An 18,013-nucleotide genomic window follows, 5' to 3' on the forward strand; every position below is an offset into this window, starting at 1 on the left:
ATGAAAAAATTATTATTTATTTTAGGCTTTATGCCATTTTTGGTTATGTCTCAAAATGATTTGAAAGGTGTAATTTTAGAAGCCAATCAAGATCAAAAAGATATTCCTGTGGCTGGTGCTAATGTATATTGGTTGAACACAGCAGTTGGAGCAGTCACGGATTTTGACGGGAATTTTACCATTCCATATCAATCGGATTATAAAAAATTAGTCATCAGTTTTGTGGGTTATAAAACGGATACGATTTCTGTTAATTCTGCCAAACCCATAAACCATTTATTAGAACCAACAAGTGCATTGGATGAGGTTGTGGTAACATCAAGAAACAAAGCTACGGCAAAATCATATTTGCAATCCCAAAATATAATGGTTGTAAGTAGTGACGAATTATTAAAAGCAGCCTGTTGTAATTTGGCCGAAAGCTTTGAAACCAATCCATCTATTGATGTCAATTTTGCGGATGCCGTTTCGGGAACACGACAAATAAAAATGCTGGGATTAACAACGCCTTATATTTTAATTGCTACAGAGAACATTCCGTCAATTCGTGGAGCATCACAAGCATATGGATTAAGTTTTATACCAGGCACATGGGTGGAAAGTATTCAAATTGGTAAAGGAGCCGGAAGTGTGGTTAATGGTTTTGAAAGTATTGCAGGACAAATAAATGCAGAGCTTGTAAAGCCTACAACGGATAAAAAATTATTTGTCAACCTATATGGTGGCAGTAATGATCGTTTTGAATTAAATACTCATGTTAATACCAAAGTAGGTGAAAAATGGGCAACCGGTTTATACCTTCATGGCAGTACTCAAAATACAAAACATGATGTAAACGGCGATAATTTTATGGATATGCCAACCTACAATCAGATTAATGTAATGAACAGATGGCAGTACACAAATCCTGAAAAAGGTATTGTTAGTTTTATTAATTTGAAGTATTTAAACGATGGTAAGCAAACAGGAGAGGTTAATTTTAATCCAGACACAGACAAAGGAACTACGAATGCTTGGGGAAGTGAAATTGATACCGAGCGCTATGAATTATCTGCAAAACTAGGTTATGTAAACCCGAACATACCCTATCAAAGTATTGGTGTTCAAACAGCTTTTAGTAGACATGAACAGGATTCTTATTTTGGTTTGAACGTTTATGATATTGTTCAAAATAGTTTATATGCCAATGCAATTTACAATACCTTAATTGGTGATACACGTCATAAAGTAAAAACAGGATTAAGTTTTACTTATGATCATTATGATGAGTTGGTAAACACGCAAGATTATGAGCGAACAGAATCATCTGTTGGTGCATTTTTTGAATATAATTATGACAATTTAGATAACCTAAACCTAACAGCTGGTGTTCGTGTCGATCAGCATAATTTACTCGGATTTTTTGTAACACCAAGATTACATTTGCGTTATACACCTTGGGAAAAGTCAGCTTTTAGAGCATCCGTTGGTCGTGGAAAACGCAGTGCTAATATCTTTACAGAAAATCAGCAAATGTTTGCAACATCAAGAGCTATTAATATTATTAATTCTGGAGGTGCTGTTTATGGGTTGGATCCAGAAGTTGCATGGAACTATGGTGTATCCTTCCTACAAGGGTTTAATTTGTTTGGACGGAAAGGTGATGTGACTTTTGATTATTACCGAACCGATTTTCAAAATCAAATAGTGGTAGATTATGAAAACCCACAAGCGGTTAGTTTTTATAATTTGGATGGGGACAGTTTTGCCAATAGCTTTCAAGCGGAGGTGAATTATAATGTGTTTGATCGTTTTGATTTGCGTTTAGCTTATAAGTATTACGATGTTAAAACGCAATACCAATCGGGTAAACTGGATAAACCATTAACGCCAAAACATCGTTTATTTGCGAATGCTGGTTATGAAACAAACCTTTCGGATACAGGTGGTCATTGGAAATTTGATGCCACTTATAATTGGTTAAGTAAGCAGCGTTTTTCGTCCACGCAAACAAATCCGTTAGCGTATCAATTACCAACTTATACACCAACGGTTGGAACTTTAAATTTGCAGGTCACCAAAGTGTTTTCTCCTAAATTTGAAGTATATTTAGGTGGCGAAAACGTAACTAATGTACGTCAAGATAATCCAATTGTTGCAGCCGATGATCCGTTTGGCGCCAATTTTGATACCACATTTGTATATGGACCCGTATTTGGTAGTATGTATTACGCCGGATTGCGATTTAAAATTAATTAAGAATAAAAAATAATAATCAGATTTCTGCTTTTGCAGAATTCATAATTGTAAAACAAAATGAAAAAATTAGGAATATTAATAGTCATGCTTTTTGGTTTAACAGCCTTTTCACAAGATAAAAACGCCAGGGCCTCTATAGAAGTAGATGGTGTTTGTAATATGTGTAAAGAACGCATTGAGAAGGCGTGTATTAGAACAAAAGGTGTAAAATCGGCTGTATGGAATGTAGAGACTCATGAGTTAAAGCTGATTTTTGATGAACGTAAAACCGATTTAAAAACCATTAATCAAAGTATTGCTGATATTGGTCATGATACCAAAGAAATTAAAGCAAACGATGAGGCCTACAACAGCCTTCATGCCTGTTGTTTATATAGAGATGAAGTAGTACAAGATGATCATAAAGATGATTAAATGATTGTAAATTAATAAGAAAGCCCAAACGGATTGTTTGGGCTTTTTTTATGTTGGGAGTTTCCATTAAAATGATTAACTTACTATATCATTAAAAAAGAAGAACCATGTCAAGAAAACTAATCCTATCCAGTAATTCTCAAGTGCAAGTTTCAGGTGTAAAAAATGCCTTGGACGAAGCCCAAATTGCGTATTTTGAAATTAATAAATCTGATTCTTCCTATCCGGGAATTTTAGGTCAAATTGAAATTCATGTTCATGATGCTGATGAAGCCGAAGCTTTATTAGTAATTAAGGATTTGGTAAACAATTAACCGTTTCTCTTTTTCCTTTTATTTTAATTTAATAGTTTCTACTTTCGAAATTAAACTGCCATCTTCACACATACCTTCAATATAGAGATTTATTTCATTGTAGAAATAGTTCGGGATATTGAATACAAATTCGCCATTCTGATTGGGTGTCACATTCGGAATCCAATTTAAAACGCCCATTTTTGAAAATGCATCACGTTTGGTTGTGTTGTACATTGGCGCATAGTAGCTTTTAGGCATAGAGTAGCCTATTTTAATGGCATTGCTGCTAAACTTGCCTTTCGGATTGCTTTTGGATCTGCCGCCATCTTTAGTGAAAATGTTTATGGTGCCTCCAGCGCCATCAATACCATAACCTGTTTTTGCGACAAATAATTTTTCGACTTCTGCAACCGTTAAATATTGTATAAGTTCTAATTGATCTGAAACAATAATACCGTCCAAGTATACATTCGGGCTTAATCTACCTTGTAAGTTAGAGCTTCGCCTAGAAAGTAGTTTTATGGTAGATTGTCCAGATTCTATTACATCAAAACCATTACTTCGTATAACATCTAGAATCCGTGTTGAAAAGTTATAAACGTTCTTTAAATCTACAGAACGATTATTAACCCCTCCATTAATCATGAATTTTTCTTGTCTCGATTCTTTCTTAATTTTAAACATTATGGTGTCCAATTGGGTAATCGTATCGTCATAAATAAAACTATCACTATTTAAAATAATACTAACCGGTTTTTTAATGATGTTTTTGGTGTCAAGCGAATCATTTTCAAAGGTAGGGTACACATTATAATATACTCTAGGGGTTACTAATTTCCCGCGTTTATTCTTCGCACTCAAGGAAACTACCGAACTATCCATTAATGATAAATGTTCAAAACTGAAATAGGAGTCTTTAACTTCAGTAGATATCATTAATTCATTGTTAGCTGAAAAAAGTACGATTTCTTTATACTCATCAGCATTTGTTTCATTGATTTTTCCTTGTATTTGAAAGCCAGCTTCAAAATTATATTTTGCAATTTGTGGTACATGAAAGATGGTATTCCATTCATAACGACTCCAGCCTTGTGTAAGCAGCAATAAATCTAAATTATAATTGGTTTTTCGCTCGTTATCTTTAAAATATGCTTGTGGATTATCGACTGAACCTTTAATATATGGTTGTAATAGAAATGCTGAAGTAATGGTATTGCTATTGTTGTAAGATTCTGTTGAAGCTGGTAAAACAGAAACACTCATGTATTTTTTTAATGTATTTTTTTTATTCGAAACCAATCTGATTTGCGTAGAATCATAACCAACTTTTTTTCCTAAAAATGACACATCATGAATTAAATTTTCAGTTTTATGAAACACCAAGCGCTCTAAAACAGGTTGGTTTTTTTCATTAAAAACAGTTAGAATATTCATGCCACTATACAAATCAGTTTTCGGAATTGCTATAGTATATTCAAAGGTGTTAGCTTCAAATTTGATGTCTATTTTTTTAAGAAGCCCATCTCTATGAATCAATAAGTAGTGCGGTTTTTCCAATAAATATGGTAAGGTGCGTTTATTGGTTTTTACACTAACAAATAAGGTGTTTTGGTTAAGCGTATTTACAGATAGTGACAAACCTGTAACATCTGCTTTTTGCATATTTTGATTAATATTAGAACCGTTTTCTAATGTAGCTTCAACCGTATAGGTTTCATTTTCTGAAACTAACATGCTAAATTTTCCTATACCAAAGTCGTTACTCTTAAAGGTTGAAATGGTATTCCCCTTGCTATCTCGTACTTTTCCGGATGTTATAATTAAAGGGTCTCCGTTAATATCTGTCCCTTTAAAACCAATACTGTTATTTGTGTTTTGAAGTAAATGACCCCCTTCAGGTAATAATTGGAAATCGTATTTTTGCTCGCTTTCAGTTGGGTTTTCAGAATTTGAATCACTACCTATAATTTCAAATTGATGAAGACTGTAATGAGGTTCATTAAAGTTTTTCATCCAATTGGTTGTCACCTTTAAAAAATAGATGCCAGGAAAATAATTATCTTTTAAGTTGAAGTTTCCATGCGTTACACCATTTTCAGCATAGAACATTTTTTTTTCAATTAAAATGCCGTCAGCATCATAAACGCTAGCATGCACATTACTCGTTGTTAAATAGGGCTTTTGTGTTTGTGTATTATAAATGTACGTTTTAAACCAAAGCTCTTCTGAATTTGAATACTTCGATTTATTAACCTGTGTATAAATAGTTTCAGGTTGGAGTTTGTAGTAATCCAGATATTTGTTTTCAACGAAATTAAACTCTGGGTTTTGTGCAATGCCATAAGTTGAACAAAGCACAAATAGTAAGAAAGCTACTATGTTTTTAATCATCATTTTAGGTTAAAGTTATGAATGAGGCTTTTATGAGATTAAAAGTACTGTTTTTATTAATAATGAAAAAACGGTTTCCCGTCAATAATCCATTTTTTTCATGAATGGGAATAAAAAACGCCTCAATTTCTTGAGGCGTTTTTAAAATTATAATTTAAGTTATGAAGCTTTGGACTACATCATGCCTGGCATTCCGCCACCGCCCATTGGCATAGCAGGTGCATCTTCTTTAATATCAATTAAAGCACATTCAGTCGTTAAAATCATTCCTGCAACAGAAGCCGCATTTTCTAATGCTACACGTGTAACTTTTTTAGGATCGATAATTCCAGCTTTTAGCATATCAACATACGTTCCTGATTTGGCGTCAAAACCAAAGTCTTTTTTGCCTTCTAATACTTTAGCAATTACAACGCTTCCTTCACCACCTGCATTTTCAACAATGGTTCTTAAAGGTGCTTCAATAGCACGTGCTACAATTTGGATACCTGTAACTTCGTCTAAATTTTCAGCTGTTAATTTTTGTAATAAACCGATAGCTCTTACAAGCGCAACACCACCACCAGCAACAATACCTTCTTCAACGGCAGCTCTAGTTGCGTGAAGTGCATCATCAACACGGTCTTTTTTCTCTTTCATTTCCACTTCACTTGCGGCACCAACATAAAGTACAGCAACACCTCCAGCTAATTTAGCTAAACGTTCTTGAAGTTTTTCCTTATCATAATCGCTTGTTGTAGTTTCAATTTGCGCTTTGATTTGGTTAACACGATTTTTAATAGCGCTAGCATCACCAGAACCATTTACAATAGTTGTATTATCCTTATCAATAGTTACTGTTTCAGCAGTTCCTAACATGCTTAAATCGGCATTTTCTAATGAAAAACCACGCTCTTCAGAAATAACAACACCACCTGTAAGGATAGCAATATCTTCTAACATAGCTTTACGTCTGTCTCCAAAACCAGGTGCTTTAACAGCAGCAATTTTAAGTCCACCACGTAATTTATTTACAACTAATGTTGCAAGGGCTTGACCTTCTACATCCTCAGCGATAATTAATAATGGTCTTCCAGATTGGGCAACTGGCTCTAAAATTGGAAGTATTTCTTGTAGGTTTGAAATTTTCTTGTCGAATAATAAAATGTATGGATTTTCTAAATCAGCAACCATTTTATCAGAATCAGTAACAAAGTAAGGAGATAAATAACCTCTGTCAAATTGCATACCTTCCACAACGTCTACATAGGTTTCCATTCCCTTAGCTTCTTCAACGGTAATTACACCTTCTTTTCCAACTTTACTAAACGCTTTAGCAATTAAATCGCCAATAGTTTCATCGTTGTTAGCAGAAATAGAAGCAACTTGCTTTATTTTTTCAGAAGAATTCCCTACTTGTTTTGCTTGTTTGGCAAGGTCTTCAACAATAGCAGCAACGGCTTTATCAATACCGCGTTTTAAATCCATTGGATTTGCACCTGCAGCTACGTTTCTTAAACCTTCTTTTACAATTGCTTGAGCCAATACGGTTGCTGTAGTTGTACCATCACCAGCTAAATCGTTGGTTCTACTAGCAACTTCTTTTACCATTTGTGCGCCCATATTTTCAAGCTCGTTTTCAAGCTCTACTTCTTTAGCAACCGTTACACCATCTTTGGTTACTTGTGGTGCACCAAAACTTCTACTAATTATTACGTTACGACCTTTTGGCCCTAATGTTACTTTTACTGCATTTGCTAATGCATCCACACCACGTTTTAAACCGTCGCGTGCGTCAATATCAAATTTTATATCTTTTGCCATAATGAATAATTTTATTTAAAATTTTTAAATCTCAAAATTCAAATACTAAATCCCAAGCGGATTTACGATATGTAAATTTTAGGTTTTTGAATTTTGCTTTTTTATTTTTTGGAATTTTGCTATTGTTATACAATTGCAAGTATGTCGCTTTCACGCATAATCAGGTAATCTTTACCTTCTAATTTTAATTCCGTTCCTGCATATTTGCCATAAAGAACAGTATCGCCAACCTTAACAGTCATAGGCTCATCTTTGGTGCCTTTTCCTGCTGCCATTACTTTGCCTTGTTGTGGTTTTTCTTTTGCATTATCTGGAATAATAATTCCTGATGCTGTTTTAGTTTCAGCTGCTTCTGGTTCAATAAGAACACGGTCTGCTAATGGTTTAATTTTTAATGCCATTTTTTTATGTTGTTTATTAATTATAAAATTGTTTAGTGCTTAAGGACTGTACTAAAAATGTGCCAATAGCTATATACTGACAAAATTTCATTCATTCCCTTTAGGGTACAAAAAAAGCCAACTGAAAAGTTGGCTTTTTTTATTTTTTTGTAACACGTTCTAGTTAGAAGCGTCTGGTGTTTCAGTGCTTTCATTAGTTGCGGCTGGAACAGCTGGTGCAACAGGAGCAGGTTGTTGTGTATTGATTTGCTCAATAGCTTTTGATTCTGCAGTTCCTGTTCTGCTAATAGTAACATTAGAAACTAAAATTAACACCAACATAATTGTTGCTAGTGTCCATGTGCTTTTGTCTAAAAAGTCTGTTGTTTTTTTAACACCACCTAGTTGTTGTGTGCCACCACCACCAAAAGATGATGATAATCCGCCACCTTTAGGGTTTTGAACCATTATAACTACTATTAGTAAAAAGGCAACCACTACAATAAGTGCTAAAAATATGGTAAACGTACTCATGTTATTCGTTATTTTGTTCTTGTAATTGTTTTACTGCTTTAATTTGGTCTGCAAAGAAACCACTTTTTTCTGGATATTTCAAACTTAAAATGTTGTAAGATTGAATTGCCTTTTTATAGTTCTTTTGCTCTAGGTAAATTCGTGCCAAGGTTTCAGTCATTAAGGCTTCTGGCTGAATCATTTGCGCATCGGCAATATTGGTGTTTACCGTGGTTTTTTTACTAGGTTTTAACTTCGGGTTTTTAGTGATGAATTCATCAATTAAATCAAACTTTTTACTGCGTTCTGTTTCCGAATCGTCTGTGTTTTCTATTACACTTTCAATTGTTTTTTCGCTCTCTATGTTATCAGTTTCACGATTTATAGGTTCGAAACGCGTGAGCATTAACCATTCATTAAACGAATGTTTTTCTTGATGATCAAACTGTAACGGTTGACCTAATTTTAATACATGGTTAGGAGAAGTTGAATCATCTGTAGCCGTTTCAATAGCATTATCTTTTGAATCAGCTTCAATTGGTAATGCATCATCTATTTGAAAATACGCTATTGGTGGTTTGCTGGTTTTAAGTTGAAATAATTCTGGATCTAATGTGCCTTCCGTATCTGTAATTTGTTGCTTTAATACATCATCAACCCGACTTCTTTTATCAAATGACATATCTTCAGAATCGACTTCAATAGATTTAATATGGTCTAAATGTTGCTTAATATGCTGTGATATTTCATTTTGCAAAAAGGCTTCTGATGTAATAAAATCGAATAAAATACTTCTATCGGTTGTATATGCAGCCGTTACCTTTAACTCATTATTATATTTAATACTAGACTTGGATTTTAATCCTTTTAAATAACTAGCACGAGCCGCTTGAAAATAAGGATACTGCTCCACAATTGCTTTTATTTCCGCTGTTTGTTCAAGCGAAATATCTTTCGGTTCTTGGATGATTTTAGAAAATTCAGCAGCTGTTATCATTTTACCATTTTGCTAATGTTGCATTAAAAATATCTTGAGTAATACGCTCAAAAATTTCAGCTAAAGCGGTATCTTTTTGAGAGCCTGTCAATAACGCCGCTCCAGCATAATCATAAAAAAAAGAGAAACGTTGTTCTAAATAGTCTTCCTCGTCTTTCAAGTTATAAAATCGAACATTTACAGTAACGTTCAATCGGTTTTGAGCTGCTGTGTTATTTGCTGTTGCTGTAGTTGGCGAGATACGGTATTCTGTAATTTCACCTTCGTATACCAAATCACCACCAGATTTCACTAAATCTAAATTGGTTTGATTAATCAGTAAATCCGTTAGCGCATTCGTAAAATCCCGATCCAAACCAGGTTCTACTAAAATGGCATTATTTTGAAAATAATTGACTTGAAATGTTTTGACATCAGCAGCAATGGAAGCACCGGTAAACGAATAGGCGCCACAGCCTAAAAAGGTGATTAAAACAAATGCTGATAAAACTACTTTTATGATTTTCATAAATTAATTTTTAAAACCAATTACAGGTCGTATTGTTTAATTTTTCTATATAATGTACGCTCGCTAATGCCTAATTCGGCAGCCGCTAATTTACGTTTTCCGCTATGGCGTTCCAACGATTTTTTTATAAGTTCTAATTCCTTATCATGCAAGGACAGCGTTTCTTCTTCTTCAATTTCTTCAGCAAAATGGTATTTGTCTGTTGCTGTTTCAATAGGATCTTCAGAATACGTATCATTCGGTTTTTCAGGAATGGAAAGCACTTCTAAATCTTCATAAGCTTCCTGCGTGTCATCATCTACTTCGCCATAAATTTTATCAATTAGGCCTTCATTTTTCTTCTGAACTTCAGAACCGTTACCGGTTTTCATCAGTTCCATGGTGAGTTTCTTTAAATCGTTTAAATCACTCTTCATGTCAAAAAGTACTTTATACAAAATTTCCCGTTCACTACTAAAATCGCTTTCAGATTTAGTGGTTTTAATTACAGCAGGTAATTGGCTACCTTCCGTTGGTAAATAATGACGTAATGTTTCTACAGAAATTTCTCTTTTTTGTTCTAAAACGGAAATTTGTTCGGCCACATTGCGCAACTGTCTAATATTTCCATTCCAACGGAATTTCAATAATATAGCTACAGCTTCATCTGATAATTTGATGGTTGGCATTTTATATTTTAAAGCAAAATCACTAGCAAACTTTCTGAATAATAAATGAATATCATCTTTTCGGTTTCGTAATGGCGGTAAATTAATTTCAACGGTACTTAAACGGTAGTATAAATCTTCACGAAATTTTTCTTTTTTAATAGCATCAAACATGTTCACGTTTGTAGCTGCCACAATACGTACATTGGTTTTCTGTACTTTACTGGAACCTACTTTTATAAATTCGCCATTTTCTAAAACACGTAACAAACGTACTTGTGTGGTGAGTGGTAATTCACCGACTTCATCTAAAAAAATGGTGCCACCATCGGCAACTTCAAAATAACCATTTCTGTTAGCTGTTGCACCTGTAAATGCACCTTTTTCATGTCCGAAAAGTTCACTATCAATAGTGCCTTCTGGAATGGCACCACAGTTTACAGCAATATATTTACCGTGTTTTCTGTGCGATAAGGAATGGATAATTTTAGGAATACTTTCCTTACCCACACCAGATTCACCAGTTACTAAAACCGAAATATCTGTTGGTGCTACTTGAATGGACTTTTCTATGGCACGATTAAGTGTTGGGTCGTTTCCAATTATGCCGAAACGCTGTTTGGTTGCTTGTATTGATTCCATTGGATTAATAATAGGTAAACGTTAATGTTTCAATAGTTTGTTGAGACTGTAAGTTGCTGATAGTTGCTGAATATGGGTAGTCAAAAATATTATAATTGTAAGTATATGACTTATTGTGATAGTTGTCTATAAGAATGTTATTTGGGGAAATTAAGATTAAATTTTTTATGTTGATTCTAAAGTGCCCCTCGATAAGTAAAAGCCAAATGGCATTTTGTTTTAAAGATACAGCAAATGGGTTTACTTCATTATCATAAGTAAATATAAAGGACTCATTTCTTTCAAATCCGTATAGAAATTCGATACCATATCGCAATAAATTGTCTTGGTTGTCGTATTCAAAATTAAGTAGTGTGTAGGTTGTGGTGTTTCCTGCCTGTAATTGATTTATACGATACTCTATGATTTTCTCCAATTTATTGGTTTCAAATGTGATAATGATTTCGGCATCACCAGCAGAAAAGAATTCATAATCAGGAACCACAAAAGATAAAACACTATTATTTATAGTTATGATAGATTCAAAATTGACGTTGTTATCGGTGTTATTATAACCCACACGGATAGGAATATCGCCAGAAAACTGTATTGACGAGGTTAATGTAGCACCAGATTCAATAAACTCTTTATATTCAATTAATTGATTACTCGAGTTATAAGCGTAGTCAATGAATCTGTCATTTTGGTAATAATCCGTTACAATCTTATTAAACGACTGTAATCGGCCTGATGTGTTAAAGTCAAAGTCTTCCGTAAGCCCGTCATAGATACGTTCTTTATGCATTTTTTTTAATATTGGCGTTTCTGATATCTCGGTATTAGTAACCGGATTATCATCTGACGAACATGAATTTAAGGTTAAAGCTAACAATAATAAGATTGAATGTTTCATTGTATTAGTGATTTGAATACCCAACAGCCTCACCAATCAGGGTAGCTGTGGTACAATCGTTTATTTTTACGTTTACAAATTCGCCAACCTTATAATGTTCTTTCGGAAAAACTACAACTGTATTTTGTGAGGTACGTCCAGACCATTGTAAATCTGATTTTTTGGATGCTTTCTCAATCAACACTTCATGAATTTGACCTAAATTAGCCAGTGTTTTTTTATGACCATTAGCACGTTGCACATCAATAATTTCTTGTAAACGCCGTTTCTTCGTGGCCTCTGGAACATCATCTTCCATATTTCTACCAGCCATGGTTCCTGGTCTTTCCGAATAGGCATACATAAAACCAAAATCGTATTGTACAAACTCCATTAAGCTCAACGTGTCTTGATGATCGGCTTCTGTTTCTGTTGGAAAACCAGCAATCATATCCTGACTAATAGCGCAATTTGGTAAAATACGTTTAATATTGGTGATGAGTTCCATATATTCTTCACGTGTATGCTGCCTGTTCATTTCCTTTAAAATGCGGTTGCTACCACTTTGAATTGGTAAATGAATATGGTTACAAATATTTTTATATTTCGCCATGGTTTCTACAACATCCAACGTCATATCTTGCGGATTAGATGTAGAGAAACGAATGCGCATTTTTGGTTGTGCTTGGGCACATTGTTCTAATAATTTTGAGAAATTGATAGCTGTTGCTTTTTGCATGTCGCTAGCTTTTTCAAAATCTTTTTTCAGTCCACCGCCATACCATAAATAGCTGTCAACATTCTGACCTAATAGTGTAATTTCTTTATAACCTTTGCTCCATAAATCGTTTACTTCCTCCATAATACTTTGTGGATCCCGACTACGTTCACGACCGCGAGTAAAAGGAACAACGCAAAATGTACACATATTATCGCAACCACGCGTAATGGAAACAAATGCTGTAATACCGTTTGTGTTTAAGCGTACCGGAGAAATGTCGCCATAGGTTTCATCCTTAGATAACATAACGTTTATGGCATCACGTCCAGCTTCAACTTCAGAAAGCAGATTGGGCAAATCTTTATAAGCATCTGGACCTACAACGAGATCTACTATTTTTTCTTCTTCTAAAAATTTATGTTTTAATCGCTCTGCCATACAACCCAAAACACCCACTTTCATCTTCGGATTTATCTTTTTTACGGCGTTGTATTTTTCTAAACGCTTTCGAATGGTTTGTTCAGCTTTGTCACGAATTGAGCAGGTGTTTACTAAAACCAAATCAGCTTCTTCTAGCTTTTGGGTTGTGTTGAAACCTTCGTTGGTAAGAATGGAAGCCACTATTTCACTATCGCTAAAATTCATAGCACAGCCGTAACTTTCAATAAAAAGTTTCCGTGTATTGGTTTCTTTTGCTTCTAATATAAGGGTTTCACCTTGTTTTGATTCGTCTATAATCTTCTCCATAAATGCATCTGAAATGAGGTTCAGTCAATAAGTATGCAAAGTTACAATTATTTTTTACACTGTGACAAAGTGTCATATAATAAAAAATAATTTTGCGCATCCTATATAATTAGCCGTAATTTGAAATCTATCACTAACTAATTAACTACTTATGAACACAATGAATTCACTTTTAGAAAAAATCGCGAATGCACCTTCGTTAGATTTTGGAACTATTTTTAGCGACGCTTTTGATTTGTTTAAGAAAACTTGGGTACAAGGCTTTTTGTTGCAAATTATAACGTTCATTATTGTATTACCTTTTATTCTGTTATTATATTTACCATTGTTGGGTATAATTATTTCTCAAGCAACAACAGGGGATCAAGATCCTGAAGCGTTTCAGGCTTATTTTGCAGGTTTGGGAATTATGTATATGCTGTTTTTTATAGCAGGTATATTAGTGCTAAGTGTTGTTTCGCTAGCATTGAATGCAGGTTTTTTTAGAATTATGAAACGATTAGACCATAATGAGCCTATTAAAACATCAGATTTCTTTTATTATCTAAAAGGAAAATATTTTGGAAAGCTACTGATACTGATGTTTGCATCTTTATTTATTAGCTTAATAGCTGTTATGCTTTGTGTATTGCCTATAATTTATGTTGTTGTTCCCATATATTTCTTCTCCATTATTTTTGCCTTCAATCCAGAATTACCTGCTGGTGATATTATAAAGGCTAGTTTTAAATTAGGAAACAAAAAATGGTTATTAGTATTTGGTTTAACTATAATCGCGTCACTTTTAGCACAAATTGTTGGTATGTTAATGTGCGGTATAGGTATTTTAGTTACAGCACCTTTTGTATACCATCCCATGTATTTGGTTTATAAAAACGTTGTTGGTTTTGAAGAGGAGCAACCAACCAATCATATTGTATCATAAATTGTAAAAACATTTAATTTTATAATTAAAACCTGTATTTAAAATTGTTTAAATACAGGTTTTTTATTGGTAGTAGTGATAAAATAAAGCATAGGAATTTTTAAAAATTAGGAACATGTACTTTTTTTCATATACATTTGTAGCCTTAAAAAACATGAAATGGCAAAGAATTTAGTTATTGTTGAGTCGCCAGCGAAGGCGAAAACAATTGAAAAATTTTTAGGAAAAGATTTTAAAGTAGAATCCAGTTTTGGACATATAGCAGACTTACCTTCCAAGGAATTAGGTGTTGATGTTGAAGGCGATTTTAAACCTGTATATGAGGTTTCTAAAGATAAAAAAGCAGTTGTAAAAAAACTGAAAGACTTAGCAAAGAAAGCCGATATGGTTTGGCTAGCAAGTGATGAGGATCGCGAGGGTGAGGCAATTGCTTGGCATTTAGCCGAGTCTTTAAATTTAGATAAAGAGAAAACAAAACGGATTGTTTTTCACGAAATAACAAAAACCGCTATTCAAAAAGCGATTGAAAATCCACGTGGAATTGATTACGATTTAGTCGATGCGCAACAAGCTCGTCGTGTTTTAGATAGAATAGTAGGTTATGAATTATCGCCTGTTTTATGGCGAAAAGTAAAAGGTGGTTTGTCCGCTGGACGTGTGCAATCGGTTTCAGTGAGACTTATTGTAGAGCGTGAACGCGATATACAAGGATTTAATCCCGTAGCATCTTATAGAATTGATGCGGAGTTTTCAAATGAAGATGGTCAAACATTCAAAGCAAAACTTCCGAAGAATTTTTCATCTAAAAAAGAAGCGCAAGCCTTTTTAGAAAAAAATGCCAAAGCGACGTTCAAGATTGGTGATTTACAAAAAAAGCCGGCTAAAAAATCGCCAGCAGCACCATTTACAACGTCCACATTACAACAAGAAGCCGCACGTAAACTATACTTTTCTGTAAGCAAAACCATGACTATGGCGCAACGCTTATATGAAGCTGGTTTAATAACCTATATGAGAACCGATAGTGTGAATCTTTCTGATGAAGCCCGAAAAGGCGCCAAAGCAGAAATTGAAAGTGCTTATGGTTCTAAATTCAGTAAACCACGTACGTATAAAGGGAAATCGAAAGGCGCACAAGAAGCGCATGAGGCTATTCGTCCAACCGATTTTGCAAACCATTCGGTGAACATCGATCGTGATCAAGCGCGTTTATATGATTTAATTTGGAAACGTGCTATTGCTTCACAAATGAGTGATGCGGAGTTAGAGCGTACCAATTTAAAAATAGATGCATCCACACATAACGAAAACTTCACCGCAAATGGTGAGGTGATTACCTTTGAAGGTTTCCTAAAAGTATATTTAGAAGGAACTGATGATGAAGATGAGGAGCAAGATGGTATGTTACCAGCAATGAAGGTAAACGAAACCTTGCTTAATAATTATATTACAGCAACCGAACGTTACACCAGACCACCAGCACGTTATACGGAAGCTGCTTTGGTTAAAAAATTAGAAGAGCTTGGTATTGGTCGTCCGTCTACCTATGCACCAACAATTTCTACCATTCAGAACAGAAATTATGTTGAAAAAGGAACTGTTGATGGTGTGGAACGTGAGTACACCGTATTAACATTAAGAGATGGAGCGGTTAAGGATAAACTGCTTTCTGAAAAAGTAGGTTCAGACAAAGGAAAATTAGTGCCAACGGATATTGGTATGATTGTAACTGATTTCTTGGTGAATCATTTTGAAACCATTTTGGATTATAACTTTACGGCGAAAGTAGAAGAAGATTTTGATGAAATTGCTGAAGGTAAAGTAGATTGGAAAAAAATGATGAAAGATTTCTACAAAGACTTTCATCCAATTGTTGTTGATGTTCAAGAAAACGCAGACCGCGAATCTGGCGAACGTATTTTAGGAAAAGATCCAGAAACAGGTAAGCAGGTAAGTGTGCGTTTAGGAAAGTTTGGACCTATGGTTCAAATTGGAACGGTGGATGATGAAGAAAAGCCACAGTTTGCAAGCCTATCTCCAGATCAACAATTAAATACCATTACCTATGAAGAAGCTATGGATTTATTTCAGCTTCCTAAATTATTAGGTGACTATGAAAAATTACCTGTTGAGGTCAATAATGGTCGTTATGGACCGTATGTTAAGTTTGGCGATCAGTTTGTGTCCTTACCAAGAGGTACAGATCCGTTAAGCGTGGAGTTGGATGATGCTATTATTCTTATTAAAGAGAAGCAAAAAGCAGATGCTCCTATATATATGTATAAAGATTTACCGGTTCAGAAAGGAAAAGGGCGTTTTGGTCCTTTTATAAAATGGAACGATATGTTTATTAACGTGAACAAAAAATATGATTGGGATAATTTATCTGATGATGATATTGTAACGTTAATTGAAGATAAAATTCAAAAAGAAATAGATAAGGTTATCCATAATTGGGAAGATGCTGGTATTCGTGTTGAAAAAGCACGTTGGGGTAGACATAACATTCTAAAAGGTAAAACAAAAATTGAATTACCAAAAACACATGATGTTACTGAAATGACTTTAGAAGAGGCGCAGGCTATTCTAGAAAAAAATGCACCCAAGAAAAAAGCAACCAAAAAGAAAGCTCCTGCAAAGAAAGCGACCACTAAAAAAGTAGCCAAGAAAAAAACAACGACTAAAAAGTAATATTAGCTAATGAATTTTAGTTTTCTGACTCCCGTTCCCGATAGTGTTGTAGCTCATAATGAATTATTGTCAACACAAGCGCTTGGAAGAAAATTGCGTATTCATTCCGCTCAAAGTGGGATTCCAGATTTGGATGATGTGCAAATAGCTATCATTGGAGTGTTGGAAAACCGTAATGATATTAATTATATAGGTGAAGATTTTAATTTAAATGAAATCAGAAAATCACTTTACGCACTTTTTCCTGGAAATTGGCATACTACACTTGCCGATTTAGGCGATATTCATAAAGGTGAATCTATAGAAGATACCTATTATGCCTTAAAAACTGCCGTTGCTCTATTGATTCCAAAAGGTATTATTCCAATTATCATTGGTGGAAGTCAGGATTTAACCTATCCTATCTACCGCGCTTATGATGCTTTAATGCCGATGGTAAATATTGCTAACGTGGATTCTAAATTCGATTTAGGCGATTCAACCAAGCCAATTAAAAACACCAGCTTTGTTGGAAAGATTATTTTGGATGAACCTTATAACTTATTCAATTACGCGACTATAGGTTACCAAACCTATTTTAATTCGCAAGAAGAAATAGACTTAATGGATAAGCTCTATTTTGAGTCTTACCGTTTAGGGTCTGTATCTAGTGATATTACGCTTGTAGAGCCAGCCTTACGGGATGCCAATATTGTGAGTATCGATTTAGGATCTGTTAAAGGATCAGAAGTCGGCTCTAAACAACAGGCATCACCAAACGGATTTGATGGAAAAGAAATTTGCGCTATTTCACGTTACGCGGGAATTAGTAATAAAGTAACAACATTTGGAATTTTTGAGTATAAACCGTCCAGTATTGACGATTTAACGTCTGGTTTAATAGCCCAAATGTTATGGTATTTTATAGAAGGTGTTAATTACAGGGTGAAAGACGATGATTTTTCTTTAGATCATAACTACCAAAAATTCATTACCTTGGTCGACCACCAAGAACTTATTTTTTATAAAAGTATGAAATCCGGACGTTGGTGGATAGAAATACCTTTTTTAGAAGAAATAAATAATAAATTGAAGAGACATACGTTATTACCTTGTACGCATCAAGATTATCAAAATGCCTGCAATAATAATGTACCAGAACGCTGGTACAAAGCGTTTCAAAAGAATTGTGTGTAAAACTTTAACGTTTTAAGGGTGTGTTTCATCGATGAGATGCATTTTTTTACGAC

Annotated in this window: 15 protein-coding genes; 6 read left to right on the forward strand and 9 right to left on the reverse strand. The window is 34.3% G+C overall.

Annotated elements, in window-relative coordinates:
• The 3 genes from ES675_RS05780 (at window position 1) to ES675_RS05790 (ending at window position 2,966) form a co-directional block, all read left to right on the forward strand.
• Window positions 1-2,238, forward strand: coding sequence for a TonB-dependent receptor plug domain-containing protein (locus ES675_RS05780; protein ID WP_066248566.1), 2,238 nt, complete (start codon window positions 1-3; stop codon window positions 2,236-2,238).
• 57 nt (window positions 2,239-2,295) lie between these two features.
• Entirely contained in the window at window positions 2,296-2,652 is a 357-nt protein-coding gene (locus ES675_RS05785; protein WP_066248568.1) for a heavy-metal-associated domain-containing protein, read from the forward strand.
• Between the two features lie 107 nt (window positions 2,653-2,759).
• Window positions 2,760-2,966: a putative signal transducing protein gene (locus ES675_RS05790; RefSeq protein ID WP_066248571.1), complete on the forward strand. Its 207-nt coding sequence runs from the start codon at window positions 2,760-2,762 to the stop codon at window positions 2,964-2,966.
• An 18-nt stretch (window positions 2,967-2,984) separates the two neighbouring features.
• On the opposite strand, the gene ES675_RS05795 is transcribed toward ES675_RS05790, so the two are convergent.
• The 9 genes from ES675_RS05795 to miaB all read right to left on the reverse strand — a co-directional run bounded on the left by ES675_RS05795 (window position 2,985) and on the right by miaB (window position 13,168).
• Window positions 2,985-5,339, reverse strand: coding sequence for a hypothetical protein (locus ES675_RS05795; protein WP_148367292.1), 2,355 nt, complete (start codon window positions 5,337-5,339; stop codon window positions 2,985-2,987).
• Between the two features lie 174 nt (window positions 5,340-5,513).
• Window positions 5,514-7,142 (reverse strand): chaperonin GroEL, encoded by a 1,629-nt coding sequence (gene groL, locus ES675_RS05800; RefSeq protein WP_066248580.1) that lies wholly within the window; start codon window positions 7,140-7,142, stop codon window positions 5,514-5,516.
• A gap of 125 nt (window positions 7,143-7,267) precedes the next feature.
• Window positions 7,268-7,543 (reverse strand): co-chaperone GroES, encoded by a 276-nt coding sequence (locus tag ES675_RS05805; RefSeq protein WP_066248585.1) that lies wholly within the window; start codon window positions 7,541-7,543, stop codon window positions 7,268-7,270.
• Window positions 7,544-7,702: 159 nt separating this feature from the next.
• Complete coding sequence (gene secG / locus ES675_RS05810) at window positions 7,703-8,056, reverse strand: preprotein translocase subunit SecG (RefSeq protein ID WP_066256321.1); 354 nt, start codon at window positions 8,054-8,056, stop codon at window positions 7,703-7,705.
• A 1-nt stretch (window position 8,057) separates the two neighbouring features.
• Window positions 8,058-9,032, reverse strand: coding sequence for a hypothetical protein (locus ES675_RS05815; RefSeq protein ID WP_066256318.1), 975 nt, complete (start codon window positions 9,030-9,032; stop codon window positions 8,058-8,060).
• 1 nt (window position 9,033) lies between these two features.
• Window positions 9,034-9,540 (reverse strand): LptE family protein, encoded by a 507-nt coding sequence (locus tag ES675_RS05820; RefSeq protein ID WP_066256315.1) that lies wholly within the window; start codon window positions 9,538-9,540, stop codon window positions 9,034-9,036.
• Between the two features lie 20 nt (window positions 9,541-9,560).
• The gene (locus ES675_RS05825) at window positions 9,561-10,829 is read right to left on the reverse strand and encodes a sigma 54-interacting transcriptional regulator (RefSeq protein ID WP_066256311.1); all 1,269 of its coding nucleotides are present in this window, start codon (window positions 10,827-10,829) and stop codon (window positions 9,561-9,563) included.
• Between the two features lie 4 nt (window positions 10,830-10,833).
• Complete coding sequence (locus ES675_RS05830; protein WP_148367294.1) at window positions 10,834-11,721, reverse strand: hypothetical protein; 888 nt, start codon at window positions 11,719-11,721, stop codon at window positions 10,834-10,836.
• A 4-nt stretch (window positions 11,722-11,725) separates the two neighbouring features.
• Entirely contained in the window at window positions 11,726-13,168 is a 1,443-nt protein-coding gene (gene miaB, locus ES675_RS05835) for a tRNA (N6-isopentenyl adenosine(37)-C2)-methylthiotransferase MiaB (protein WP_066256303.1), read from the reverse strand.
• Window positions 13,169-13,319: 151 nt separating this feature from the next.
• On the opposite strand from miaB, the gene ES675_RS05840 reads away from it, so the two are divergent.
• The 3 genes from ES675_RS05840 to ES675_RS05850 all read left to right on the forward strand — a co-directional run bounded on the left by ES675_RS05840 (window position 13,320) and on the right by ES675_RS05850 (window position 17,960).
• The gene (locus tag ES675_RS05840; RefSeq protein WP_066256298.1) at window positions 13,320-14,093 is read left to right on the forward strand and encodes a hypothetical protein; all 774 of its coding nucleotides are present in this window, start codon (window positions 13,320-13,322) and stop codon (window positions 14,091-14,093) included.
• A 159-nt stretch (window positions 14,094-14,252) separates the two neighbouring features.
• Window positions 14,253-16,784: a type I DNA topoisomerase gene (gene topA / locus ES675_RS05845; protein WP_066256294.1), complete on the forward strand. Its 2,532-nt coding sequence runs from the start codon at window positions 14,253-14,255 to the stop codon at window positions 16,782-16,784.
• A 9-nt stretch (window positions 16,785-16,793) separates the two neighbouring features.
• Window positions 16,794-17,960 carry a formimidoylglutamase gene (locus ES675_RS05850; RefSeq protein ID WP_066256290.1) on the forward strand — a complete coding sequence of 389 codons (1,167 nt, stop codon included), beginning with the start codon at window positions 16,794-16,796 and terminating at the stop codon, window positions 17,958-17,960.
• Window positions 17,961-18,013: the final 53 nt, after the last annotated feature.

The sequence above is a fragment of the Algorimicrobium algoritergicola genome, assembly GCF_008086165.1.
Classification (GTDB): Bacteria; Bacteroidota; Bacteroidia; order Flavobacteriales; family Flavobacteriaceae; genus Algorimicrobium; species Algorimicrobium algoritergicola.